This is a genomic window from Streptomyces sp. NPDC002265 (assembly GCF_040296125.1).
Taxonomy (GTDB): domain Bacteria; phylum Actinomycetota; class Actinomycetes; order Streptomycetales; family Streptomycetaceae; genus Streptomyces.
Map to the genome: position 1 here is coordinate 1 of NZ_JBEOWS010000114.1, position 25,253 is coordinate 25,253.

Below are 25,253 nucleotides of genomic sequence, written 5' to 3' on the forward strand. Positions count from 1 at the left end.
GCCGCCGCGCCCGCGGCGGCCGCCGCCTGCACCCCGACCCAGGTGGTGGGCAACGGCGGCTTCGAGAGCGGCACTTCGTCCTGGACCCAGTCCTCGACCACCGTGATCACCAGCCGCACCGGCCAGAGCGCCCACGGCGGGACCGCCTTCGCCTGGCTGGACGGCGTCGGCAGCACCCACACCGACACGCTCTCGCAGAGCGTCACCATCCCCTCCGGGTGCAGCAGCGCCAGCCTCACCTTCTGGCTGCACATCGACACGGCGGAGACCACCTCGTCGACGGCCTACGACAAGCTGACGGCGAAGATCGGCAGCACCACACTGGCGACGTACTCGAACCTGAACAAGGCCACCGGCTACGCCCAGAAGACCTTCGACGTCTCGGCGTTCGCGGGCCAGACCGTCACGCTCGCCTTCACCGGCACGGAGGACTCCAGCCTCCAGACGAGCTTCGTCCTCGACGACATCGCCCTCAACACCTCCGGTGACACGAGTCCACCGGCCGATTCCACCCGTACCCCCGCCGCCCCCGCGTACACCGTCAACCTGACCAGCAACACCAGCGGCACCGGCTGGACCGGCCACGAGAGCGTGACCTTCACCAACGCCTCCGCCACCGCACTCAGCGAGGTATACCTGAGGCTGTGGGACAACTACCACGGCACCTGCTCCGCGATGCCCATCGTCGTGAGCAACGTCAGCGGCGGCACCGCCGGTTCGCTCTCGGTCGCCTGCACGGCCCTCCAGATCAGCCTGGCCTCGCCGCTGGCACAGGGCCAGAGCGCGACGGTCGGCTTCGACCTGGCCATCACCGTACCCAGCGGCGCCGACCGCTTCGGCTACGACGGGGCCTTCGTCAACATCGGCAACGCCCTGCCCGTCCTCGCGGTCAAGGACGGCGCCGGCTGGCACCTGGACCCGTACACCAACAACGGCGAGTCGTTCTACTCCCTGGCCGCCGACTTCAAGGTGACCCTCGACCACCCGACGAGCCTCCTCGTCCCGGCCACCGGCACCTCCGTCGACACCGCCGGTTCCAGCGGCCGTACGGTCACCACGGCCACGGCCTCCAAGGTCCGCGACTTCGCCTGGGCCGCCGGGCCGTTCACCAAGATCTCCGGCACCTCCACCGCCGGCACCGCGATCAACATCTACTCCGTGACGGGCATCAGCTCCTCCAGCCAGCAGTCGATGCTCTCCACCGCCAAGTCCGCGGTGGACGCCCACGCCGCCCGCTTCGGCGCGTACCCGTACGGCGAGCTGGACGCGGTGATCGACAACAACTACTGGTTCGGCGGCATGGAGTACCCCGGGTTCGTCCTCGACCTGGTCAGCACCACCGCGCTCACCCACGAGATCGGTCACCAGTGGTTCTACGGGATCGTCGGCGACGACGAGTACAACAGCCCCTGGCTCGACGAGGCGTTCACCGACTACGCCACCGACCTGGCGCAGGGCAAGACCGGGACCAGCTGCTGGAGCAGCGTCTCGTGGGCCTCGTCGGCGGAGAAGATCACCAACTCGATGGCCTACTGGGACGCCCACTCCTCCCGGTACTCCACCGTCGTCTACGGCTACGGCAAGTGCGCCCTGCACGACCTGCGCCGTCAGCTCGGTGACACCGTGATGGCCAACCTGCTGAAGAGCTACGCCGCTTCGCACTGGTACGGCGTCTCGACCACGGCCGAGTTCAAGGCGGCGGCCCAGGCGGTCACCACCACGGACCTGACCTCCTTCTGGAGCACGCACCGCATCGACGGCTGAGCGGACACCCGCCTGCCGCACACCGGCCGTCAGGCCGCCGCCCCCGGTGTCCCGGGCGCGGCGGCCGTACGGGCCGGTCCCGCGGTGCCCCTGCCCGTGTTCGCGTCGAAGGCGCTGATGACGAAGGTGACACTGATCAGCAGCGCCCAGGAAGCCCACTTGGACACCGAGACCGGCTCCCAGCCGTGCGCCTGGTACGGATACGTCCAGGCCCCCAGGTAGGTGGCGATGTTCTCGGCCAGCCACAGGAAGAACCCGATCAGGGTGAAGGCCAGCGCCAGCGGCATCCGGTACCGCCGCTCGCCGATCCCGAAGTGCACCCACGCCCCCGCGGACACGGCGAGCAGCAGTGCGCCGAGCGGCCAGCGCAGGTCCGGCAGCCAGTGGTGGCTGAGGAAGTTGCCGTACAGACCGACCGCGAGCACGGCGGTGGCGCGGGCCCGGTAACCGGACATCGTCAGCCGCATCAACCGCCAGGAGCGGCAGACATAGCTGCCGACGGCCGCGTACATGAACCCGCCGTGCAGCGGCACCCCGGCCACCTTGGTCAGCCCGGGTTCCGGATAACTCCACGCCCCCACATGCACCTTGACCAGCTCGAAGGCCAGCCCCAGCAGATGGCAGACCGCCACCACCGCCAACTCCCGCCTGGTCTCCCACCCCAGCAGCAGACCCGCCCCGGTCAGCAGCACCCCGTACGCCAGGAGCAGGTCGTAGCGCGCCACCGGCAGCGGCGGCAGCAGCGTCGAGCCCGCCATCCCGCCCAGCAGCGCGGCGGCGAACACGCAGCAGCGTGTCTGCAGCCAGGCGAACCGCAGCAACTGCCCCACGAACACCCCGGTACCCTCCACGAACCCGCGCATGTTCCTCTAGACACCTGCGACGGCACCGGAGTTGCCGTACGGGCGGCAATAAGTTCGGGTGTCACCCGGCGGGTCGAGGACCGTTGTTCGACATACCACCCGATCCATTGAAAAATCCGGCTTCCTCGCGCGTCGTCCCCGGGCGGGGCATTCCCTTGATCGGATATGCCTCAACTGAGAACGGAGACGTCCGGTGCGAATGACCGACATCCAGCGCTGCGAGGTCCGGCCCGGACGGCTCGTCGAGTGGACGCTCAGCCCCGCCACCGTCGAGGCGGCGGCGGACCTGCCGCACGACACCCGGCCCCCGGCCTACATCCAGGAGTCGCACATCAGGACCGCCCGGACCGTACGGGAGGACGGCCTGTTCGTGCCGACCTGGCTGGGCACGGTCTTCGACATCCCCGGGCAGGTCGACCTCGACGTGCTCCAGGAGGCGCTGCGCACCTGGACGGTGCGGCACGAGACGCTGCGCAGCGGATTCCGCTGGGACGGCGACGAGATGCGCCGGTTCACGCTCGACGCCGGTGACGTGTTCCTGCGGCGTGCGGTCGTCGGCGACTTCCCCGAGGCGGCGGAACTCGTCCAGCACCTGCAGGACCGCTTCGACGTCGCCGCCGACGCCCTCGGCTGGCCCAACTTCCTGTACACGGCGATCGTCCGGGACGACGGCGCGACCGTGCACATGGTCTTCGACCACAGCAACGTCGACGGCTACTCCCTGCAACGCATCCCCGCCGAGATCCACGAGCTGTACGCGGCGGGGGCGCAGGGCCGGGCCGTCGAGGAGACGCCGGTCAGCAGCTACGTCGACTTCTGCGAGATCGAGCGGGCGGACGCCGACCTGATCGACGACACCCACGCCATCGTCGTGCGCTGGCGGGAGTTCATCGACCGCTGCGACGGGAAGCTGCCGGACTTCCCCGTCGACCTCGGCCTCGAACCCGGCGGCGCACTGCCCACCCAGAAGCTGATGCGCGAGAAGCTCGTGGACGCGGACGCCGCGGCCGCGTTCGAGGCGTACTGCCGCCCCCACGGCGGAAGCCTGGTCGGCGTCCTGGCCGCCACCGGCCTGCTCGTGCACGAGATCGGCGGACAGTCCGTCTACCGCACGGTCGTGCCCTTCCACACCCGGGTGAAGTCGCAGTGGTCCGACTCCGTCGGCTGGTACGTCGGCGGCGCACCCATCGAGGTCTCCCTCGCGCAGGCCCCGGACTTCGCGGCCGCGCTGCGGACCGTACGCGCCGAACTCCAGGCCAACAGGTCGCTGGCGCGCATCCCGCTCGCCCGTGTACTGCGCCTGCTCGGCGCCGACTTCCGCCCGACGTCGCCCGACCTGTACTCGATCGTCTCCTACCTCGACGCCCGCGGTATCCCCGGAGCCGCCCGCTGGGCCGAACTGAACGCGTACGCGCTGCTGCGGGTGTCCTACGGCGACCAGGTGTGCGTCTGGGTCAACCGGATGCACGAGGGACTGTGGCTCGCGAGCCGCTACCCGGACACCGACATCGCGTCGAAGAACATGCGGCTGTACGTCGAGCGGCTGCGGGACGTGATCCTGTCGGTCGCCCGTGGCATCCCGGTGCCCCGGACCGGAGGGGGCGCCGTCGGTGCGTCCGTCCGCCCGCGGGAAAAGGAGCTGACAGGCGGCGGCGAGGGACGCTAGCGTCCGCGTGATGACTACTACCGACAGATCGGGGGTCCTGTCCGCGCAAGGTGAGTGCTGATGCTCACTCGAACCGCGTACGGGGACACCCGCCTCTCCCTCTGGCAGCGCGTGCGCGAGTTCGCCGTGCCGCCCTCGATGATCGAGACCGCCACCGCCCGCCGTCGTACCGGCGACTGGGCGGGCGCCTGCGCCGCCGCAGGTGTCGACGTCGACCTCGACCTGCGGCGTGCGGCACGGACGTACGGCCGGGAGCCGGCGGCCCGGCTCCGGGCCGACCTGCGCCGGCTGGCTCCCGACCTGCTGCGCTGGCACATGCCGAGGATCGCCCCCGACGGACTGCTGCGACCGGGCCTGACCATCGCCCTGGCCAGGTACGACACCGCCGGGGACGAGGTCGTACGCCCGCTGTTCCTGGTGGTCCGGACCCCACCCGCCTGGGCGGACGCCGGCCAGCGGATCAGCCTCGCCCTGTGGGACGGCTCCCGGGACGACGCCGCCGCACGCCGTCACCCGCACCCCCGCCCCGACCGGCGGTTCCGGCTCGACCTGCACCGCCATCTGTGGGACGCGAGCCGGACCGGCGAACTGCGCACCCGCTCCGGGGCGGACCGGTCACCGGGCGACGGCGGCCCCGCGGCGGACCCCGGACCATGGGAGAACGTGCCGCCGGGATACGGCTGTGCCGTCGGCCGATGGGCGGCCGAGGCGGCCGTGCTGCTCGGCGCCGAGGGGCGGGACAGCGGTGACGTCACCGTCCGGCTGGACGCCCGGCACCGGCTGAACCTGCACCTCCCGGCGGACCGGGACGGTCTCGGACCACGGACCGTGCGGATCACGGCGGCCACCGCGGGCGGCGGCGCCCGGACACGGCCGCTGCTTCCCGACGCGGCGACCTGGGTCCCGCCCGACCTGGAACTGCTGCGCACCGGCCGCATCACGGCCGACCGGCTGCACCCGCTGGTCGCCTCGGCCCTGGCCCCCGGTCACCCGCCGGCCCCGGCCCGCCTCCCCGACCCGGCAGGGCGGCCCCGACCGGTGGAATGCCGGGGAGCCCGGCACCGTATCGGCCTGGTCGACGGCGTGCTGACCCCGCTCGACCACGACCCCGGCGAGGTCCGCCGGGAGTTGCTCCTGGCCGAGCTCACCGGCACCCCGCTGCCCTGCCTCCAGGTCATCGACGAGGCGCACCGACGTCCGGAGTGCCTCGCCGACATCCGTGAACGCATCGGCCACGGTGACATGGCGGGTGCGCTCGCCGTCGTCGAGGGGCTGCTGGGCCCGGCCGCACTGCTGCGCGACGGTGCGCTGCGGGACGAACTGGAGGCGGCCGCGCAGCGACGGATCGTCCACGGCCTGTTCCGCTCGGGCCTGTTCGGACCCGGCCCCGACCGTCTTCTCCCGGGACCCCGCCGCCCCGCCGCCCACCGCTCCCGCCCGCGGCACACGACCGCCCGCTGAGCCGTCCGCCGGTCCGCCGGTCCGCGGGATCTCCCGCGCGCCCGCAGCCACGCCATGCCCCGACGAACCCGAAGGTGACCCGACATGCCCCTGTGCGACGAGACCCAAGACACCCAAGACGCCCAAGACGCCCAAGACACCCACGCCTCCGCGCTCGACGTCGCGGGCGAGCTGCTGACCCTGCTGCGTGACACCGCCACCGAACCGCGCCCCGACGACCAACTGGAGGCCCTCGCCCTGGCGGTGAGCGCCGACCTGCCCGTGCTGCTGTGGGGAGAGCCGGGGATCGGCAAGACCGCCGCCCTGACCCAGCTCGCCGAGAACCTGGACCTGCCGCTGACCACGGTGATCGCCAGCGTGCACGAGCCGTCCGACTTCTCCGGGCTGCCCGTGGTGGGCGAGGACCCCGCCCGGCACGGTGTCCCGATGGCTCCACCGGACTGGGCGGTGCGACTGGTACGGGCCGGGCGCGGGCTGCTGTTCCTGGACGAGCTGTCCACCGCGCCGCCGGCCGTCCAGGCCGCCCTGCTGCGCCTGGTGCTCGAACGACGGATCGGTGCCCTGCAACTCCCGCCCGGAGTGCGGATCGTGGCCGCCGCCAACCCGCGGTCCTCGGCGGCCGACGGCTGGGAGCTGAGCCCGCCCCTGGCCAACCGGTTCGTCCACCTCCAGTGGACCCACGACCACGAGGTCGTCGTGCGCGGTCTCGGCGGGACCTGGCCCCGGGCCACCTTGCCCAGGCTCGACCCCCGGCGGCTGCCGCAGGCCGTCGACCACGCCCGCCGCGCGGTGTGCGGACTGCTCGCCGCCCGGCCCGCACTCGTGCACCGGCTGCCCGCCGACGAGGCCCGTCGCGGCGGTGCCTGGCCGTCCCCGCGGAGCTGGGACGCGACACTGCGCCTGATCGCCTTCGCGACCGCGGCGGGCTCCTCCCGGGACGTGCTCTCCCTGCTGGTCAGGGGCACCGTGGGGGACGGGCCGGGACTGGAGCTGCTGGCGAGCCTGGACCGGATGGACCTGCCGGACCCCGAGGACCTGCTCGCCGACCCCGAGGCCGCCGCCCTGCCCGAGCGGGGCGACCTCCGCCAGGCCGTACTGGACGGGGTGGTGGCGGCGGTCCGGGCGCGTCCCGAGAAGGCCCGCTGGGACGCGGCATGGACGCTGCTGGTCCGCGCCCTGGAGACCGGGGCGCCGGACCTGGTCGTCGTACCCGCGACCACCCTCGCCACCCTGCGCCGGGCGGACTGGGACGTACCGGAGGCGATCGAGCGGCTCGCCGGAGCGGTGGCCCTGTCCCGGCGGGCGGACCGCACGGCGGCCCGGGTCGCGGCGAAGGCGGGCCGATGACCCCGTACCCGGCCGTGGAACTGGACCGCGACAAGCTCTTCGCCGCCCGGCTGAACGCCGCACGCGCCCGGCCCTACCTGGCGACGGCGCTCTTCGCCCTGCACTCCGTCGCGTCGCGGTCCGTCCCGACGATGGCCGTCGACCGGTACTGGCGGTGCTACGTCTCACCGGGGTTCGTCGCCCGCACCTCCGTGGAGGAACTGGCCGCGGTGTGGGTGCACGAGGTGTCGCACCTCCTGCGCGACCACCACGGGCGCAGCGACCGGTTCGCGCGCGAGAAGGGGCTGACCGGTCCCGCGGAACGGCTGCGGATGAACATCGCCGCGGACTGCGAGATCAACGACGACGCCTTCGGCGACGGTCTGGTCCAGCCCGGGGGCGCCGTCACCCCCGAGTTCCTGAACCTGCCCGCGGGACAGCTCATGGAGGAGTACCTGGGCCTGTTCCGGCTCGGGCCGCACACCCAGAGCCTGGCCTGGCTGGACTGCGGCAGCGGCGCCGACGGGCTGGACCGGGCGTGGGACCTCGGCCCGGACGGCGCCCACGGGCTCAGCGACCAGGAACGGGACGCGGTCCGCTTCAGGGTGGCGCAGGGCATCAACGGCCGGCCGGGGAACGCCCCGAAGGGCTGGCGGCGGTGGGCGGAGGAGGTGTTCCATCCGCCGCAGCCGTGGCGGGAGCTGCTGGGAGCGGCCGTCCGTTCGGCGGCCTCAGGCTCCGGCGCGGGCGACGACTACAGCTACGGCCGCCCGTCGCGGCGTTCGGCCGGGGTGCCCGGGGTCGTGCTGCCGAGCCTGCGCCGCAGGCCGCCCCGGGTCTGCGTGGTCATCGACACCTCCGGTTCGGTCAGCGACACCGAGCTGGGCAGCGCGCTGCTGGAGGTCGCCGCGATCGTCCGCGCGGTGGGCGGCCGCCGGGACCTGGTCACCGTCCTGCCGTGCGACGCGGCCGCCCAGGTGGTACTCCCGCTGTGCCGGGCCGAGGGCATCCCGCTGACGGGCGGCGGCGGCACGGACCTGCGTACCGGGTTCGCCACGGCGCTGCGGCGCGGTGCCCGGCCGGACGTGATCGTGGTGCTGACCGACGGTCAGACGCCCTGGCCGGACGAACGGCCCCCGTGCCGGACGGTGGTGGGTCTCTTCCCGCGGCACGGGGGATCGTCGTGGAGCGAGGACCACTCGGGCCGCAGACGCGGCTCGCCGCCCGCATGGGCGCGGACCGTGGTCATCGGCCCGGCCTCCGGCGCCCGATGACGCGTCACGAGCGGATGCCGTCGCAGGTGATCCGCAGATGACGCGGGCCGCGCAGGACCGCGTTCTGCCGGTACGGGGGCGGGTCCTCGAGCAGCCGCGGGTTCTCCAGCCGGCGGGCCAGTGCGCTCAGGGCGAGCTGCGCCTCTAGGCGGGCCAGGGGCGCACCGAAGCACGCGTGGATGCCGCTGCCGAAGCCCAGGTGCTGGATGTCCCCGCGGTCCGGGTCGAACCGGTCCGGATGCTCGAAGCGCTCCGGGTCGCGGTTGCCCGCCGCCAGCACCAGCCACACCGACGCGCCCTTGGGGATGGTGATGCCACGGACCTCGATGTCGGCGAGCGTGGTGCGCTGCGGCACGAGCTGCACCGGCGGCTCGAAGCGCAGCAGTTCCTCGACGATGTCGACCGACAGCTTCGGATCCTCGCGCAGCCGCCCGAGGATCTCGGGGTTGCGCAGCAGCGTCAGCATTCCGTTGGTGATGAGGTTGACCGTGGTCTCATGACCGGCGATCAGCAGCAGCGCGGCGGTGCTCAGCAGCTCCATCGTCGTCATGGCGCCGTCGGGCCCCTGCGAGGTCGCCAGCTCCGAGAGCATGTCGTTGCCGGGGTTCTTGCGGCGTTCCTCGACCAGCCCGGCCAGGTACATGCCCAGCTCGGTGCGGGCGTTGTGCGTGACCTTCAGCCGTTCGGCGGGGTCGGGGGCGTCCGGGTCGGGGTCCAGACCGGCGGCGATGGTGTCCGCCCAGCCGTGGAAGCGCGCCTCGTCCTCGCGCGGCACGCCCAGCAGCCGGCAGATCACGATCACCGGGAACGGGTACGAGAACTGGTCGACCAGGTCGATGCGTTCCGGGTCCCCGATGCCGTCGACGAGACCGGAGACGATCTCCTCCAGCTCGCGGTGCATGTCGTTGACGCGGGTCGGGCAGTGCGGCGGCCCGAACGAACGGTTCGTCATCCGCCGCAGCCGGTCGTGCTCCGGGGGATCGAGCCGCAGGAAGCTCGGCGGCAGCGCCGACTCCTCCTGCGCGTCGGCGCCGAGCGGGTTGCTCGACGTCCCCGACAGGTTGCGCGCGTCGGAGCTGATCCGCGGATCGTGCAGCAGGCTGCGGATGTCGTAGTACGAGCTGAGCACGAAGGGGCCGTCCCCGCGCTGGTACACGGGCGTCTTGCGCAGCTCCGCGTACAGCGGGTACGGATCGGCACGATGGGAGTAGTCCAGGATCTGGCGCAGGATGTCTTGCGTCATGAGGTGTCCTCGGGGGCGTCGGATCAGTGCCTGGCGGGGGTGAACGTCATCCGCCGGTCCGCGGGCGAGTACCCGCTCAGGGTGACGGTCGGACCGTGCGAGGGCACCGACGGGTCGGGGAAGTCCGCGGGCAGCGGGTGATCGCCCTCCGGGCGACGGTCCACCGTGGGGAACGGGGGCGGGAACGGCGCCGTGGTCTCGATGAGCTGCTCGTAGAACGGCAGCCACCGCGACTGGTCGAAGGTGACGGCGCCGATGACGCGCCCCTGGTAGCCGTACACACCGGTGAACCTGCGCTCTTCCCGGGAACCCTGGGCGATGAGGATCTCCGTGCCCATCGACGGAACTCCGACCGACTTGATGTTGACCCCGAACTGCGAGGACCAGAAGGCCGGCACCCACATGTGCGGACGGCGGTCCACGCTCTCGCTCAGCATGTTGTGCGCCGCGGTCTCGGCCTGGGCCACCGCGTTGCCCCAGTGCTCCAGGGACAGGAACTGGTAGCCGAACAGCGCGTGCGGGGAGCGTGCGACATCGCCGGCCACATAGATGTCGTCGGTGACGATGCCCCGGATGTCGAAGGCCCGGCAGCCCGCGTCACAGGCGATGCCCCGGGGGCCCGCGCCGAGTCCGGAGCCGAGGAGCCACTCGGTGTTGCGCGTGGCGCCGAGCGACACGACCACCACGTCGGCGTCGAGGCTGCTCCCGTCGGACAGCTGGGCGGAACGCACATGCCCGGAGGAGTCGCCCTCCAGCGCGGTCACCATGACGCCGGTGCGCAGATCGACGCCGGCCTCGCGGTGCATCTTGGCCGCGACCTCGCCGACGACCCCGCCGAGCGCGCCGACCAGCGGTGCGGCGCCCCGCTCGGCGACCGTGACCGACAGTCCGCGTTCCCGGCAGGCGGAGGCGATCTCGGAGCCGGTGAACCCGGCGCCGATGACCAGCACCCGGCGCGGACTCTGGGCGAGCGCGCGCTCCAGCGCGACGGCGTCGTCGCGGGTGCGCAGGACGAACACCCCGTCGAGCTCGGCCTCGCTCTCCTGGGGCCAGGGCCTGGCCCGTACCCCGGTGGCGATGAGCAGCCGGTCGTACTCCACCTCGTCGCCGTCGGCCAGCCGTACCCGCCGGGCCGCCATGTCGAGGCCGGCGGCCGCGACCCCGAGGCGCCACTCGGCGTCGATCGCCCGGTGCCGGGGGAGCGCGGTGTGGTCCGCCGTGGCCCGGCCCAGCAGGACCTGCTTGGACAACGGGGGGCGGTCGTAAGGTTCGTAGGGCTCGTCCCCGATCATCGTCAAGGAGCCGGTGAAGCCCTCCGCGCGCAGTGTCTCCGCGCCCCGCAGCCCCGCGAGCGAGGCGCCGACCACGACGATGCGCCCTTCGCGCTTGAGCTGGTCGAGGTACTTGTCACTGCTCACAGGTCGCCTCCTGAGGGGGGTGCGGAAGTGCCGTCCGTGCCGTCCAGCCCCTCCACGAAGATGGCCTGTACCGGGCAGGCGGCCACGGCGCGCGCGACCTCGTCGCGCCGGGACGCGTCGGCCTGCGGGTCGTAGAGCAGCGACTCCTCGCCGTGCATGGCGAAGACGTCGGGTGCGAGGAACGCGCACTGCGCGTATCCCTGGCAGCGGTTGAGATCGACGACAAGTCTCACCGAGGTCAGCCCTTCCGTGGCCCCCTGCACGCCCCCACGCCCTCAGCTTGGACCGGCGCACGCGGTGCCGCGCGGCGAGGCGTGCCGAGCGGATGACGGGCTCAGCGCGCCCTCCCGGAGCGTGGCGGCCGGCGCAGACCGACGCGCAGCAGGTGGATGCTGACCACCAGCGCCCAGAGCGGGAAGAGCAGTTCGGACCAGGGCAATGCGGAGCTCACGAGGAGCAGGATCAGCCCGACGACGTAGCCGAAGAGGGCGAGCGGGCGCGGAAAGACCTGGAGGCGGTGCCCGATGGTCGACGTGGTGAGCACGAACACGGACGCCATCCGCAGCGCGTACGTCGTCATCAACGTGTACGCGAAATCGCGGCCGAACGTCGAGGGGCCCTCGTTGAGCACGGTCCCCGCCGCCGCACCGGCGCCGAACGTGGTGGCGACGAACACCAGACCGCTGCCCAGGAACACGGTGGCGACGAACCGGTCCTCGGCCTCGCCCACCTGTGCGCGCAGCGCGCCCATGAACCACAGGAAGAAGATTCCCGCGAACGGGACGATCTCCAGCGCGGCCCGCACCGCCCAGCGCATGTTCGGGGCGACGACGGCGGTGGCGCCACCGCCCGCGGGTATCGCGATCCGCACCAGGACGATCGCCGCCGCCAGCAGCACCGCGAACACGGTCCCGGCCACACCGGCCGCGCGCGGTGTCTGCAGCCGCTCGTCCTCCGAGGCCATGGACGCTCGCTCTCTGTGCGGCTCTTCGGCTTTCCCCCTCCAGGTCCAGCAGGCAGGTCCGGGTGCGCCCGCGCCACCGGGGACACCCGCGAGGGTGACGTCGGGCCGATCGGCGGGGCGGGTCCCCGCGCGCGGTGGACAATGGGTGTCCGGCAGGTGCTCGACAGGCGTCCGGAAGGCGCCCGCGGAATGTCCGGGAGGTCGTCGGGCGGGGTGTCCGGGAGGGCGCCGGGGAAGTCCTTCGGCCGCGCGTTCGGCGGGCGCCGACGGGTTCCCGCGCAACGCCGCTGCACCCGAAGGGCCTTACCCACTGGTGACGGGCGCTTTCGCCGTGTAGCGTCGTCGTCAGATGTCGTGGTTCGCCGTACGCGCCCGCACTGTCGTGCGGGCGCTTTGCTGTGCAGTGCCCGAGGACCAGGACGACCACCTCCGGGTTCGCGCGGTGCGAACCCGTCACCGATTGAGAGGCACCGGCATGGCCAGCGGAACCGTCAAGTGGTTCAACTCTGAAAAGGGCTTCGGCTTCATCGCGCAGGACGGCGGCGGTCCCGACGTCTTCGCGCACTACTCCAACATCAACGCCAGCGGCTTCCGCGAGCTCCAGGAAGGCCAGGCGGTGACCTTCGACATCACCCAGGGCCAGAAGGGCCCGCAGGCGGAGAACATCACCCCCGCCTGATCCGGTGAGACCCACCCGCTCGTCGGCCGCACGGCCGGCGGGCGGGTACTCGCGTCGCCGGCCAGTCAGCCGATGAAATCGGCGACCATGGCGGCGAACTCGTCCGGCGTGGACAGCCGGACGCCCAGGTCCTCGGCCTTGGCCCGCTTGGCACCGGCGCCCTCGCCGGCGACCACCAGCGTGGTCTTCTTCGAGACACTGGACGAGGACCGGCCGCCCGCCCGTTCGATCAGCTCGTTCATCTGGTTGCGGCTCAGTTTCTCCAGCGGGCCCGTCATCGCGCCCGTGACCACCACGGTCATCCCCGACAGCGGTCCGCCCTGCGGTTCCTGCGCGGTGTCGTCAGCGTCGCCGCCCTCGGCACCGGCAGCCGGCGCGGGGGTGGCACCGGGCTCGGTCATGTTCACCCCGGCCGCCACGAGTCTGTCGATGAGCGGGCCGAGTTCGGCCAGTTCCGCGACGATGGACGGGGCCTTCTCGGTACCGATGCCCTCGACCTGCTGCATCCGCGCCGCGTCGGCGGCCCGTATCTCGTCCATCGTGGCGAAGTACCTGGCGATGCGGCGCGACATGGAACGGCCCGTGCCGCGCACGCCGAGCGCGCACAGCACCCTCGACAACGGCCGGCCCTTGGCGGTCTCGATCGCGGCGAGCAGGTTGTCGCTGCTGGTGGCACCCATCCGGTCCAGCCCGAGCAGTTGCTCACGGGTGAGGGCGAACAGGTCGGCGAGATCGCCGACCAGGCCCGCCTCGACGAGCTGCACGACCCGGGTGCCGCCGAGCCCCTCGATGTCGAGCTGGTCGCGCCCCGCGGCGTAGGCGAGGGAGGCGACCAGGTGGCAGTTGCGGCCCTGCTCGCAGCGCCAGCGTTCCTGGCTGGTGTCGATGGCGGAGCCGCAGCGGGGGCAGACCGCGGGGAACTCGATCGCCCGCTCCTCACCGGTGCGCAGATGGGCCACCGGGGCTTCGATGCGGGGGATGACGTCACCGGCCCGGTGCACCATGACATGGTCGCCCAGCCGCAGGTCGCGGCGGGTGATGTCGGCCGGGTTGTGCAGGGTGGCGTAGGTGATGGTGGACCCCTCGATCTCCACCGGCTCCAGCACACCGCGCGGGGCGATGATGCCGGTCCGCCCGACGTTCCACTCCACCTCCAGCAGCCGGGTGATCTTCTCCACGGCGGGCAGCTTGTACGCGATCGCCCAGCGCGGCGCCCGTGAACCCGATCCGGCGGCCTGCTGATCGGCCGCCAGGTCCGCCTTGACGACGATGCCGTCGATCCCGAACGGCAGCTCGGCACGGAGCGCCGCTATCCGCGCCACCCGGGCCAGCACCTGTTCGGCGGTGTCGGCGACCACACCGGGCACCTCGGTCGCCGCGGTCGTGTGCACCCCCAGCCCGGCGGCCAGGGCCATCAGGTCGCTGTGGGCGAGTTCGCCCAGCCGCACGGCGAGTTCGGTGTCCGTCTCGGGCCGGGGCAGCAGTCCGTAGCCGAAGAACGTCATCGGCACGGTGTAGGCGCGCTCCTTCGCCCGCAGGGTGCCCGCCGCAGCGTTGCGCGGGTTGGCGAACGGCTGCCCGCCGTGCGCGGTGCGCACCTCGTTGGCGTGCTCGAACTGGGCGACCGTCATCAGCACTTCGCCGCGCACCTCGACCGTGACCGGTTCGGCCAGCGTCCGCGGCAGGCCCTCGATCGTGCCGATCGCATGCGAGACGTCCTCCCCGGCCGTCCCGTCACCGCGGGTGATCAGTCTGCTCAGCCGGCCCTCGGTGTAGCGGGCGGCGACGGCGAGTCCGTCCAGCTTCGGCTCGACGCTGAACCGGGTGACCTCACGCCCGAGACGCCGGCCCAGGGAGGCGGCCCAGCCGGTGAACTCCTCGGCGGAGAACACGTTGTCCAGACTGAGCATCGCGACCGTGTGCGGGACGTCGCCCTCGGCGGCGCCGCCCGCCACCTTGCCCGTCGGCGAGTCGGGCCGCACCTCGTCCGGGTGCGCGGCCTCCCAGGCGGCGATCCCGCGGACCAGGCGGTCGTAGGCGTCGTCGTCGAGTGAAGAGGTGCCGCTCGCGTAGTAGGCGGCCGCGGCTTCCACGGCGTCCTCGACCGCCCGCGCGTAGGCGGCGGCATCCATGATCACTGCAACTGGTGTCGTCATGACCTGCATCTTGCCTCCCCCCACTGACAACGGGCCCCCGCGAGGACCCGGACGGACGGGGGAGGCCCGGGACAGGCGGCTGACCGTCCGGCCGGCCGTCCGGGACCGTCCGGGACCGTCCGGGAGCGGAACCCGGACGGAACGAGGTGCGGGCCGCCCCGGCCCGGCCACCGGTGCCGGTCCGTCAGGTGCGGTACCCGAGGACGGTCATCATCCCGGACTCGGAGTGGTACTGGTTGTGACAGTGCAGCATCCACAGACCCGGATTGTCGGCGTCGAACTCCACCACCAGCTTGCGGTGCGGGAGCACGTACGCGGTGTCCTTGCGGGCCCCGGCCGCGTCGAGCCCGGTCATGGCGAAGGTGTGGCCGTGAAGATGGAGCGGATGCCACATGCTGGTGGAGTTGATGAGGCTCAGCCGAATCCTTTCGCCTTGGCGGATCGGGTGCCGCTGCTCCACCGAGTAGGCCCGGTGGTCGAAACTCCAGTCGAAGTCCCGCATGTTGCCGGTCAGCTTGATGCGGATCTGGCGGTCCGGCGCCCGCTCCGGCAGCGCCACCGATTCCTGCGGCCTGAGGCGCCGGGCAAGTACGAGCCGCCCGTCCAGCTCGTCGGGGAACACCGAGGGCGAAGGCAGCGTCCGACTCTTGTCGGTACGCAGCACCGCCAGCGCCTGCGCCTGCTTGCCCTCGGCCAGCGCGACCAGCGGGAACACCCCGTCCTTGGCGGTGACGAGCACGTCGTAGCGCTCGGCCATGCCCAGCATCAGCGCGTCGGTCTTCCGGTGCTCGACCGGGTAGCCGTCGGTGTGCGTCACCGTCATCTCGTGGCCGCCCAGCGCCACCCGGAAGGCCGTGTCGCCGCTGGCGTTGATGATGCGCAGCCGGATGCGGTCCTTGGCGCGGGCCTTGAAGACCGTGGGCGCCTGCGGACGGCGGCCGTTGACCAGGTAGTACGGGTAGGCGACGTTGCCGCCCTCGCTGCGCAGCAGATGGCTGCGGGAGCCGTGCAGCACCCGGGAGGGCCCGGCCGGCTTGCTGTCGTCCATGCCGTGCCCGTGCGACGCGCCCCCGCTCTTGCCGGTGCCCATGTCCATGTCCATCGCCGGGCCCCTGCCGTGGCGCAGCTGGGCCAGCACGCCGTCCGGGGTGGAGCCGTCCACCCCGTCCAGCCAGTCGTCCAGGACGACGACCCACTCCTTGTCGTAGACCAGCGGCTCCCTGGGGTCCTCCACGATGAACGGGGCGTACAGGCCCCGGTCGAGCTGCATGCCCGAGTGGGAGTGGATCCAGTACGTACCGGGGTGATCGGCCACGAAACGGTAGGTGAAGTCCGCGCCGGGAGCGATGGCGTTCTGGGTCAGATCGGGCACACCGTCCATGTCGCAGCGCATGCGCACACCGTGCGAGTGCAGCGTCGTCGCCGCGGGCAGGTGGTTGGCGAGGGTGAGGTCGAGGGTGTCGCCCGCGGTGATCCGGACCTCCTTGCCGGGCAGCGAATCGCCGTACGCCCAGGACCTGACGGTCCGCCCGCCCAGATCCAGGGAGGTCTGGGTGGCGGTGAGCCGGAACCGGCGGAGGGGCCCGGACCCGCGTCTGTGCTCGGCGGCGACGACCTCGGGCCCCGAGGGGTCGACATACCCCTTGGGCCCCTTGGGGACGAACCGGGTGCCGCCGGGGCCGGAACCGGCACCGCCGGGGCCGGAGCCCGGGCCGCGTCCGGGACCGGAGGCCGGGGGCGAGTCCGACCCGGAGCATCCGGTCAGAAGTCCTGAGCCGGCCGCAACGACCGAGGCACCGAGCAAGGCGCGCCGCGTATAAGTGTGCATGAACGTATAACACACCTCTTGGGGCGATTTGCGTGAGAACTGAAGCGGCGCGTCGGGTGAATCGCAGGCTCGCCACTCTGATCGCCGCCCGCGTGACGAGCCCCGGCCGGTACGCGCGGAGGGGGCCGCTCCGGTGCGGAGCGGCCCCCTCCGGCCGTGGGCCGGGCGGGTCAGACGCGGCCCGCCTTGGCCGGATCGCGTTCCACGACGGGGCCGAGGACGCCGTCGACGGCCTCCATGAGGTCGGCGTCCAGCTTGATGCCCGCCGCCTTCACGTTCTCCGTGACCTGCTCGGGCCGCGAGGCACCGATGATGGCGGCGGAGACGTTGGGGTTCTGGAGGACCCAGGCCACGGCCAGCTGGGCCAGGGACAGCCCGGCCTGATCGGCGAGCGGCCTGAGCCGCTGGACGCGCTCCAGCACCTCGTCCTGGAGGAACCGGCCGACGAACGTCGCGCCGCCCTTGTCGTCCGTGGCACGGCTGCCCTCAGGCAGCGGGGCGCCGGGCGCGTACTTGCCGGTCAGGACGCCCTGCGCGATGGGCGACCAGACGATCTGGCCCAGACCCAGCTCCTCGCAGGTCGGCACGATCTCGTCCTCGATCACCCGCCACAGCATCGAGTACTGCGGCTGGCTGGAGACCAGCGGGAAGTGCAGCTCCCGGGCGAGCGCGTGGCCTTCGCGGATCTGGTCGGCCGTCCACTCCGAGACACCGATGTACAGGGCCCTGCCGGAGTGGACCACGTCGGCGAACGCCTCCATGGTCTCCTCCAGCGGGACGGAGGCGTCGTAGCGGTGCGCCTGGTACAGATCGACGTAGTCGGTCTGGAGCCGGCGCAGCGAGTTGTCGATCGACTCCATGATGTGCTTGCGGCCCAGGCCGCGGTCGTTGGCGCCGGGACCGGTCGGGAAGTAGACCTTGGTGAAGATCTCCAGCCCCTCCCGCCGCTCGTCCTTCAACGCCCTGCCGAGGACGGATTCGGCGCGGGTCTGGGCGTAGACGTCGGCGGTGTCGAAGGTGGTGATCCCCGCGTCGAGGGCGGCGCGCACACAGGCGAGCGCCGCGTCCTCCTCGACCTGGGAACCGTGGGTGAGCCAGTTGCCGTAGGCGATCTCGCTGATCATCAGGCCGCTGCGGCCGAGGTGACGGAACTCCATGCCGTGACCCTACTTGCGGACCACGATGTGCGGCTGCCGGGCCGGGCCGAAGCGGTTCAACGGGTATCCGGGGTCGCAAACTTGGCCGGTGCGGTGCGGTGCGGTGCGGTGCGGTGCGGTGCGGTGCGGTGCGGTGCGGTGCGGTGCGGTGCGGTGCGGTGCGGTGCGGTGCGGTGCACGCCGCACGGTGCCGGAGGCCCACCCGCGCCTGACCCGGCAGAGGAAGCCCGCCTCGCCCCCGCGGGCCCGGCCGCCGGACGACGAGGAAGCCCCGGGCCGTCGACCCGGGGCTTCCGCCGGCACGAGTGGCAGGAATCGGGGGCGATACGCCCCACCGTGCAGCTGCCTAACCCATGGTTTTGGCGCCGTCCATGGACTCGCGGATGATGTCGGCGTGGCCGGCGTGCTGAGCGGTCTCGGCGACGATGTGCATCAGCACCCGGCGGGCCGACCATCGACCGCCCGGCTCGGACCACGGGGCCTCCGGCAGCGGTTGTGTGGCGTCCAGGTCGGGCAGGGCGACGACCAGCTCGTCGGTCCGACGGGCCACCTCGGCGTAGTCGGCGAGCACGCCGGCCAGCGTCTCGCCGGGCAGCATCCGGAACTCGTCGGCCCGCCGGGCCCAGTCGGCCTCGGTCAGCGCGGTGAAGTCGGGCATCGCCGACGGGCCTTCCAGGATGAAGCGCACCCAGGTCCGCTCGACCGAAGCGACGTGTTTGATCAGACCGCCCAGGCACAGCTGGCTGGCGGTGGTCCGGCGTCCGGCCTGCTCGTCGGTGAGGTCGCGGGTGGTGAGGCGCAGGAAGCGCCGATGCGTGGCCAGCACCTCAAGCAGGTCGGCACGCTCGCCGGTGGCGGTCGGCTCGTCGGCCGGGCCTTGGGTCGCTGGTTCGTTGACAGTCACGGTCTCGCTCATGGTCGCTGCCTTCCGTGGCTCGTGTTCCGTCGGGCAAGGATGACGCTACGGGTCATAGAGGTCAGTTTCTGACCTAAATCGAGGCGGAGGCGATGAAGGCTCTGGCTCGCTGCCCGGCTTGGACCGACAGTCACTGCTCCGGTTTCCGGGCCCCGCTGCGCAGAAGCGACTTGGGGCGGTGCGGGTAGACCTCCTCGATCCCCGGTACCAGTGCACTGGCCCGCGGATTGCCCACGGCGGTCAGCTGCGACAGCAACTCCGGGCAAGGCGGAGGCGTCGCCGCGACGTCGGCAGTGTGGGCAATCTTCGGTAAACGCGCTGGTGTGTTCCCTGTACCGCCTGTCGTGCGGCCGCCTTCATGAGCGGCGCCGCGGCCCAATGGGCGCGCGCGGGCCTCATGGAGGACGCACGTGATCAAGGAATCGTGAAGGCCATTCACAACACCTTCACATGTGGGTTAGGGTCGTCCTACTTGTCGAGGCCCTGCCATCTGGTGGGCGGGGCCGTCTTTGGGAGATCCATGCGCATGCGCCCACGCGCCGTCCTCGGTGCGTTCTCGGGAGTCCTGGCTCTGTCCGCCCTCAGCGTTCAGACGGCTCACGCGGCGCCCGTCACGGATGTGAAGCACATCGTTGTCAACGGCGGCAAGCCGGTGGTGCTGGGCGTGAGCGGCACCGTGTCGTTCCCGCTCACCATGACCGTGGTGAACGGCACTCACGGTGCGGGCGCGGCCCTGTACCACGGCACGTATCCCGTCGACACCGACGTGTTCGTGGGCAGTTCCCGCAAAGGGTGCGGTGACCATTCCGGCACCTTCACCTGCAAGTTGACGTTCAAGTTCACCACACGGAAGACGGTGAAGAGGAACTCCCAGGCCGGCGCCTGGGGCGTCTATGCCTCCGCGGTGGGCAACGCCAACGCGGAAGTCGCCGACGACAAGGCCTTCCATGTCGTCCGGGCTGCCAAGCTGACCGCCAACGCCGCGCCGCAGGTGAAGAAGGGCCAGACCCTGACCGTCACCGGCAAGCTCACGCGTGCCGACTGGCAGACGGGTGCGTACACCGGCAACGCCCATCAGACCGTCAAGCTGCAGTTCCGCAAGAAGGGTTCCAGCACCTACACCACCGTCAAGACGGTCACCTCCGGCGTAGGCGGCGCGCTCAAGGCGACGACATCCGCGCGGTCCGACGGTTACTGGCGCTGGTCGTTCGCAGGCATGAGCACTACCGGTGCCGCCACCGCGACCGGCGACTACGTCGACGTTCAGTAGGTCCACACCACCCGCCTGCTGCGTGACGCGCGCAACCGCCGACAACGGCTGACTCTCCGAGCCCGGCGTGCTGCGGACCCTGCCGAGATCCCTGCTGCCCGAGCGCCCGGCCCGGCGCTGCTCAATCGTTCCCACGCCTCTCGCCCCCTCTCCGGAGTGCCCGTGTGCCGGCGGCCGCTCACCGGTCACGAGCCAAGCCGCTGGAGCGCACATGCTGCCGACGGTTCCCGAGGCAACTCGCTGAGCTCGTCGTCTGCAATGCCGTGCCCACCGTCGTCGTGGCCCTGCCGCGAGCAGCTTTCCCCCGCTCACCCCTGAATGCCCGCGACCTCTTGAGGAGCAATGCAATGAACATGGACAAGACGTCCGCCGAAGCCCCGACGTACAACGCGGCCCAAGCCGCGCCCGGGCCGGCGCAGGCGCCGGGCTTCGGGCCCGCTCCGGCCGTGCCCGCCGGTGTCACCGGGGCCGTTGCCCCTGTCCTGGCGCCGGGTTACGCCGTGTACGTTGCTCAGACCGTGCCGAAGGAAGTGCGCGTGGGCGCGGGTACGCGTTTCGTCGCCTACTTGCTGAATCTCCTGTTGGTGGTCGTCACCCTGGGCATCGGCTGGCTCGTCTGGGCCATGGTCACCTGGTCCACCGACGCTGCGAACCCGGGTCAGAAGCTCATGGGCCTGAGTGTAGTGAAGAAGGACACCGGTGCCCGGCTGACCTGGGGCGACATGCTTGTGCGCAACTTCCTTCTGGGGGGTGTGGTGTTGGGCTTCCTCAGCGGCATCACGCTGACCATTGTCGCCTGGGTCAATCTGTTCAAGATCTTCGGCAGTGAGAAGCAGACGCTGGTGGACTCCATGGCCGGCACGGTCGTCGTCAGGCGCGCCGCCTGAGTGCCGTCCCCTTGCTGTAGGGCCAGGAGGTACCGATCTGCCGGTACCTCCTGGCCCTAAGCACCGACAGCCGGCTCATTTCCGGAAAATCATCAGCAAGGAGCAAGCGTGCTGGACAGGCGTCAGATTCCCGCATACGCCATGACGGGCGCTGTGAGCTTTGTCCTGGGGGTGGTCATCACGACGCTCGGCAGCACGCACGCGTCTCCGGCACCAAGACCAGCCGTCACTCGAACGGTTACGGCCCCGGGTGAACCAACCCCGAGCCAGCGCCCCGCCGGCACACTTGAGGCGACAGGTGACTGGACTCCACAGGAGTGGGCCAGTGCCTTCAAAGCCTTCACGGCGAAGCACGGAAACGCCCACCAGAAGTCCGCGGTGGCACACGTAGTCAAGATCAAGGGTCTCGACGGGAACGCCGAGGACTGGAATGCACCGGACGACGTGGGCATCTACACGGACATCGACGAAGACAGCGACAACTCTGATTCGCAGGCGCGGCTGATTCTCGACGCGCTCACCGACTGGCAGCAGAGTCGCGACGGCGACTTGAGTGTGGTGGTCTACGCAGTCGGTGGAGGCCTGTTGGAACTGGATTCCATGTGACGCGCCGCGCCGGTTCGACATCGTCACGGGTGAACCGGTGCGACTGACCCGTGAGCAGATCAACAATTCTTCGGTCTGACCCCGGACGAAGTCACGGCATCCCCTCCGTCGAACCGCCCCCGCCTCGCCCTCACTGTGTGACACGTACACGAAGGGAAAACCAGGGTGCGATCCAGCCATGGCGTGCCCGAAGGTGTTCCCCTCTCATAACAGCCGCAACCGGACAACGGTGGGCGTGGCCTTTGGCCGCAGGCGGTACGCACGTCTGCTTGGCGACGGTGCGTTCGGCAGTCAGTGCAGGTGAGTTCGGTGCGTCGGCGGCTCGGGCGACGGCAGCGCGCTGGCGCTGGCGCTGGCGCGCGAGCCGAGGTGGGTTGTGGGTGCGGGATCCGCCCTTCCGGCGGGTCTACCGCTTTTGCGCGCGGTAGTGCTTCATCAGCGTGGTGATCCGTGCGGGGTCCGCCGGGCCGTTGAGTTCGGCCACGAGGTCGTCGGGACAGAGGTGGTAGAGATCGCCCCACCATCTGCGCCCCCGGTTGTCCCAGATCCTGTAGCCGCCCGGCACGCCCCGGGCCACGTAACGTCGTCTGCTCACAGTCCCCTTGTCCCGAGCGCCGAGCGTGGTGTCGTCGAGCGGTCGTGCCCGACGCGTGACCCTACGCGGACCGCGGCCGACCGGCGAGGGGATAAGCCCCCCGCACCGGACGGACACCGGCGTGGCCGTCTCCGGACGCCGGGATAGGGTGCGCAGGTGGAACGGGTCTTGGTGGTGGGGGTGACGGGGGCGGGGAAGTCCACGCTCGCCCGCAGGCTGGGCAGGCAACTGGGCCTGGACTACCACGAGATGGACGCGCTGTACTACGACGGGCCGGGGTGGGCGGTGAACGGCCGGCTGGTCGAGGAGGTGTCGCGGCTGACCGCGCAGCCGCGCTGGATCGTCGACTCGATCGGCGCCGCGGAGGTCCGCGACCTGCTGTGGGAGCGGGCCGACACCGTGATCTGGCTGGACTATCCCCGGCGGATCGTCATGCCCCGCGTCCTGCGCCGCTCGCTCCGGCGCAGCGCCACCCGCGAATCCCTCTTCGGCGGCAACCGGGAGACCTGGCGGGGCTGGCTCAGCAGGGAACACCCGGTCCGGTGGTCGTGGTCCCAACACGCCGCCCGGCACCGGGAGATCGGCCTGCGCACCCGCGACCCCCGCTTCGCCCCGCTGCACACGGTCCGCCTCGGCCACCCCGACGAGACCACTACCTGGGTCGAGGCACTCGGCCGTTGAAAACCGGCGCGCGACAGCGCAGGCTGCTGCCCGGAGCCGGCTCGTCCCGGTGAGCGCAGAGGGGGATTTCCGTGGCGGATCATGACGACGCGCCGGCCGACTGGGACGCCGGTGAGCGCCGTATGTGGCAGGCGTACCGGCGGGGGGAGTGGTGCGTCGGCGTGTCCGAGGTGCGCGGTGCCGCGGTACGGATGCTGCTGCTCTCCCCACCGCCCCCCGAGCCCGGTCAGCTGGCCCGACTGCGGTTGCGCGGCGTGCACGTACGGGGGCGACTGGACCTGTCGGAGGCCGCCGTGCGCGGCACCGTCCGCATGCGAAACTGCCGCTTCGACGAAGCACCGCGACTGGAGGGCGCGCAGCTCGAGGCGTTCGAGCTCGGCGAGTGCCGGCTGCCCGGACTGCGGGCCCACAGCGCCCGGGTCGCCCAGGAGTTCAAGGTCGACAAGTGCACCGTGGACGGCACCGTGGACCTGCGTTCCCTCAGCGTCGGTACCGTGCTCTCCCTCCAGGACACGACGATCCGCCCCGCGCCGGGCGAGGCCGCGGTCACCGCACAGAGCGTCGCCGTGGACGAGTACATGTGGGCCCCGGGCCTGGACTGCACCGGCCCGGTGCATCTGAGCAACGCGCGGGTCCAGGACACGCTCGTCCTCCGCGGGGCGGTCATCGGCGGCCCCGACGGCTGTCTCCAGATGTCCGAAGTCACCGTCGGCGGCGGCCTGTACCTCGGGCGCGGCTTCTCCTGCGCCGGCATGGTCAACCTGTGCGGGGCCTCGGTCGGCGCGACGGTGGAGCTGTCCGACGCCACCCTCGCCGGTCCCGGCGCGGGCCAGGGGCGCTACGCACTCCATCTGGGCTGCGCGCAGATCGGCGGCGACATCCAGGCGGACGGCGGACTGGTCGTCGACGGCCCCATCACCCTCGCCGACACCTCGATACGCGGCAGCGTCGTCCTGGAGGGCGCCCGGCTGAACTTCCCCGAGGGCACGGTGCTCACCGCGGAGCGCACCCACATCGGCGGCGACCTCGACTGCCGCGGCGGGACGACCGCCCACGGCACCGTCGACCTGTGCGACGCGCGCATCGGCGGTTCGATCCGGCTGGAAGCCGCCGAACTGACCGCCCCGGACAGCGGCAGGCCCGCGCTGCGGGCCAACGGCGTCGAAGTCGGCGGCGTGGTGAACCTCTGCGACGGCTTCACGGCCCACGGCGGCGTCCGCCTCAACAGCGCCACGATCCGGAGCACCCTGTGCCTCGCCGACGCGCTGCTGGACACCGCGCCCGAGGAGGAGGCCCTCACCTGCCGCGGAGCCACCGCGGCCGTGCTGCGGCTGGAGCCGCGGGAGACCCCCGCGGGCATCGTCGACCTCAGCCGCCTGCGAACGGTGCTGCTCAAGGACGAGCCCGCCACCTGGCCGGCCTCCCTCGTCGTGGACGGCGCCGTCTACGACGACATCAGCCCCGCCCTGCCGGCCGCGCGCCGCCTGCCCCTGCTGCGCCGGGACCCGCACGCCTTCACACCCCAGCCCTACGAGCAACTTGCCGCCGTCTACCAGCGCCACGGCCAGGACGCCGACGCGCGGGCCGTGCTGGTCGCCAAGCAGCGGGCCCTGCGCGCCACCCTCGGGGTGCCCGCCCGGCTGTGGAGTCTCCTCCAGGACGCGACCGTGGGGTTCGGATACCGCCCGCTGCGCGCCGTCTGGCTGCTGGCCGGTCTGCTGGCGATCGGCTCGACACTGTTCGACACCTGGCCGCCGCAGCCGGTGGGCGACGGCCCGCATCCGGCCTTCCAGCCGGTGATCTACACCCTCGACCTGCTGCTCCCGCTCGTCGACCTCGGCCAGGAAGGCATGTTCAGCCCGTCCGGCGCCATGCAGTGGACGGCGCTCGTCCTGGTCGGCAGCGGCTGGCTGCTGGCGACCACCGTCGCCGCCGGAGCGAGCCGCGTGCTGCGCCGGACCTGACCTGGGCCGGTGCCGGACCTGAGCCCGCGCAGGATGTGAGTTGGCGTCGGGCCGGACACTCGCGGGCACGTCAGAGCCGTGCGGCCGCCAGCCAGGCACCGGCCGCGGCGGCCACCAGCAGGGCGATGTTGAGCCCGATCAACCGGGCCTCGCCGCGCGAGACATGGAGCACGATGCCGCCGCACTGGACCAGCCCGAGCCCGGTCGCCGCGGCGACGGCGAGCCAGGGCGCGATCCCGGTCAGCGGCGGCAGTATCAGCCCCGCCGCGCCGAGGACCTCCAGTGTCCCGATCAGCCTGACGGCCGGCATCGGGACCCGGTCCACCCAGCCCATCATCGGCCGCAGCCGCTCCTGGCTCTGGAGGACCTTCTTGCCTCCGGCGTAGAGATAGAACGCCGCCAGGAGCGCGGCGACGATCCAGTAGGCGATGTCCATCATGACCGTTCCTAAAGACTGAGCGGGAGTGAGTCCTGTCTCCAGGACTGTGGTTGCTCAGCCGAACGCCCCGAACGGTGTTGGGCATTCTGGTCGCCC

At 71.8% G+C, this 25,253-nt stretch carries 23 protein-coding genes and 1 pseudogene; 11 read left to right on the top strand and 13 right to left on the bottom strand.

Annotated features, from left to right (window positions below; genetic code table 11):
- On the top strand, nt 1-1,764 hold a 1,764-nt coding region (locus ABT085_RS20920), incomplete at its 5' end, for a M1 family aminopeptidase (protein WP_351609764.1).
- A 29-nt stretch (nt 1,765-1,793) separates the two neighbouring features.
- On the opposite strand, the gene ABT085_RS20925 is transcribed toward ABT085_RS20920, so the two are convergent.
- Nucleotides 1,794-2,627, bottom strand: a complete 834-nt coding sequence (locus tag ABT085_RS20925) for a DUF817 domain-containing protein (protein WP_351609766.1) — start codon at nt 2,625-2,627, stop codon at nt 1,794-1,796.
- A 193-nt stretch (nt 2,628-2,820) separates the two neighbouring features.
- Here ABT085_RS20925 and ABT085_RS20930 point away from each other — a divergent pair, with 193 nt between their 5' ends.
- From ABT085_RS20930 to ABT085_RS20945, 4 genes are all read left to right on the top strand, one after another.
- A complete protein-coding gene (locus ABT085_RS20930) occupies nt 2,821-4,293 on the top strand; it encodes a condensation domain-containing protein (protein ID WP_351609769.1) in 1,473 nt (490 codons plus the stop codon).
- 60 nt (nt 4,294-4,353) lie between these two features.
- Nucleotides 4,354-5,754: a hypothetical protein gene (locus ABT085_RS20935; RefSeq protein ID WP_351609772.1), complete on the top strand. Its 1,401-nt coding sequence runs from the start codon at nt 4,354-4,356 to the stop codon at nt 5,752-5,754.
- A gap of 84 nt (nt 5,755-5,838) precedes the next feature.
- Nucleotides 5,839-7,101, top strand: coding sequence for an AAA family ATPase (locus ABT085_RS20940; protein WP_351609775.1), 1,263 nt, complete (start codon nt 5,839-5,841; stop codon nt 7,099-7,101).
- A complete protein-coding gene (locus ABT085_RS20945; RefSeq protein ID WP_351609777.1) occupies nt 7,098-8,354 on the top strand; it encodes a vWA domain-containing protein in 1,257 nt (418 codons plus the stop codon). The genes ABT085_RS20940 and ABT085_RS20945 overlap by 4 nt, the downstream gene beginning before the upstream one ends.
- A gap of 4 nt (nt 8,355-8,358) precedes the next feature.
- Here ABT085_RS20945 and ABT085_RS20950 read toward each other — a convergent pair whose 3' ends face one another.
- The 4 genes from ABT085_RS20950 to ABT085_RS20965 all read right to left on the bottom strand — a co-directional run bounded on the left by ABT085_RS20950 (nt 8,359) and on the right by ABT085_RS20965 (nt 11,979).
- Nucleotides 8,359-9,597, bottom strand: coding sequence for a cytochrome P450 (locus ABT085_RS20950; protein ID WP_351609780.1), 1,239 nt, complete (start codon nt 9,595-9,597; stop codon nt 8,359-8,361).
- A 23-nt stretch (nt 9,598-9,620) separates the two neighbouring features.
- The gene (locus ABT085_RS20955; RefSeq protein ID WP_351609783.1) at nt 9,621-11,015 is read right to left on the bottom strand and encodes an NAD(P)/FAD-dependent oxidoreductase; all 1,395 of its coding nucleotides are present in this window, start codon (nt 11,013-11,015) and stop codon (nt 9,621-9,623) included.
- Nucleotides 11,012-11,248 (bottom strand): ferredoxin, encoded by a 237-nt coding sequence (locus ABT085_RS20960; protein ID WP_351609785.1) that lies wholly within the window; start codon nt 11,246-11,248, stop codon nt 11,012-11,014. The genes ABT085_RS20955 and ABT085_RS20960 overlap by 4 nt, the downstream gene beginning before the upstream one ends.
- 101 nt (nt 11,249-11,349) lie before the next feature.
- A complete protein-coding gene (locus ABT085_RS20965) occupies nt 11,350-11,979 on the bottom strand; it encodes a hypothetical protein (RefSeq protein WP_351609788.1) in 630 nt (209 codons plus the stop codon).
- Between the two features lie 475 nt (nt 11,980-12,454).
- Between ABT085_RS20965 and ABT085_RS20970 the strand changes: the two genes are divergently transcribed.
- Nucleotides 12,455-12,658 (top strand): cold-shock protein, encoded by a 204-nt coding sequence (locus ABT085_RS20970; RefSeq protein WP_059190954.1) that lies wholly within the window; start codon nt 12,455-12,457, stop codon nt 12,656-12,658.
- A 65-nt stretch (nt 12,659-12,723) separates the two neighbouring features.
- Here the strand turns inward: ABT085_RS20970 and ligA are convergent, their stop codons facing one another.
- From ligA to ABT085_RS21000, 6 genes and pseudogenes are all read right to left on the bottom strand, one after another.
- Nucleotides 12,724-14,814: an NAD-dependent DNA ligase LigA gene (ligA, locus tag ABT085_RS20975; protein ID WP_351609790.1), complete on the bottom strand. Its 2,091-nt coding sequence runs from the start codon at nt 14,812-14,814 to the stop codon at nt 12,724-12,726.
- 184 nt (nt 14,815-14,998) lie between these two features.
- Nucleotides 14,999-16,642 carry a multicopper oxidase family protein gene (locus tag ABT085_RS20980; RefSeq protein WP_351609793.1) on the bottom strand — a complete coding sequence of 548 codons (1,644 nt, stop codon included), beginning with the start codon at nt 16,640-16,642 and terminating at the stop codon, nt 14,999-15,001.
- 170 nt (nt 16,643-16,812) lie between these two features.
- Nucleotides 16,813-17,799: an aldo/keto reductase family protein gene (locus ABT085_RS20985; protein ID WP_351609796.1), complete on the bottom strand. Its 987-nt coding sequence runs from the start codon at nt 17,797-17,799 to the stop codon at nt 16,813-16,815.
- A gap of 9 nt (nt 17,800-17,808) precedes the next feature.
- Nucleotides 17,809-17,985: a hypothetical protein gene (locus ABT085_RS20990; protein WP_351609798.1), complete on the bottom strand. Its 177-nt coding sequence runs from the start codon at nt 17,983-17,985 to the stop codon at nt 17,809-17,811.
- Nucleotides 17,986-18,145: 160 nt separating this feature from the next.
- Nucleotides 18,146-18,715, bottom strand: a complete 570-nt coding sequence (locus ABT085_RS20995) for a DinB family protein (protein ID WP_351609800.1) — start codon at nt 18,713-18,715, stop codon at nt 18,146-18,148.
- 133 nt (nt 18,716-18,848) lie between these two features.
- Nucleotides 18,849-18,977: pseudogene (locus ABT085_RS21000) on the bottom strand (MSMEG_1061 family FMN-dependent PPOX-type flavoprotein); the annotation flags it as partial.
- A gap of 357 nt (nt 18,978-19,334) precedes the next feature.
- Between ABT085_RS21000 and ABT085_RS21005 the strand changes: the two are divergent.
- The 3 genes from ABT085_RS21005 to ABT085_RS21015 all read left to right on the top strand — a co-directional run bounded on the left by ABT085_RS21005 (nt 19,335) and on the right by ABT085_RS21015 (nt 21,478).
- Entirely contained in the window at nt 19,335-19,985 is a 651-nt protein-coding gene (locus tag ABT085_RS21005) for a calcium-binding protein (protein ID WP_351609803.1), read from the top strand.
- Between the two features lie 347 nt (nt 19,986-20,332).
- Nucleotides 20,333-20,872, top strand: coding sequence for an RDD family protein (locus ABT085_RS21010; RefSeq protein ID WP_351609806.1), 540 nt, complete (start codon nt 20,333-20,335; stop codon nt 20,870-20,872).
- A 108-nt stretch (nt 20,873-20,980) separates the two neighbouring features.
- Nucleotides 20,981-21,478, top strand: coding sequence for a hypothetical protein (locus ABT085_RS21015; protein ID WP_351609809.1), 498 nt, complete (start codon nt 20,981-20,983; stop codon nt 21,476-21,478).
- A 406-nt stretch (nt 21,479-21,884) separates the two neighbouring features.
- Here the strand turns inward: ABT085_RS21015 and ABT085_RS21020 are convergent, their stop codons facing one another.
- Nucleotides 21,885-22,073, bottom strand: a complete 189-nt coding sequence (locus tag ABT085_RS21020) for a hypothetical protein (protein ID WP_351609812.1) — start codon at nt 22,071-22,073, stop codon at nt 21,885-21,887.
- A gap of 156 nt (nt 22,074-22,229) precedes the next feature.
- Between ABT085_RS21020 and ABT085_RS21025 the strand changes: the two genes are divergently transcribed.
- Nucleotides 22,230-22,754: a P-loop NTPase family protein gene (locus ABT085_RS21025; protein ID WP_351609815.1), complete on the top strand. Its 525-nt coding sequence runs from the start codon at nt 22,230-22,232 to the stop codon at nt 22,752-22,754.
- Nucleotides 22,755-22,825: 71 nt separating this feature from the next.
- On the top strand, nt 22,826-24,718 hold the full coding sequence (locus ABT085_RS21030; protein WP_351609818.1) for a pentapeptide repeat-containing protein: 1,893 nt from the start codon (nt 22,826-22,828) through the stop codon (nt 24,716-24,718).
- 70 nt (nt 24,719-24,788) lie between these two features.
- Here ABT085_RS21030 and ABT085_RS21035 read toward each other — a convergent pair whose 3' ends face one another.
- Nucleotides 24,789-25,154 carry a DoxX family protein gene (locus ABT085_RS21035; RefSeq protein ID WP_351609821.1) on the bottom strand — a complete coding sequence of 122 codons (366 nt, stop codon included), beginning with the start codon at nt 25,152-25,154 and terminating at the stop codon, nt 24,789-24,791.
- Between the last annotated feature and the right edge of the window lie 99 nt (nt 25,155-25,253).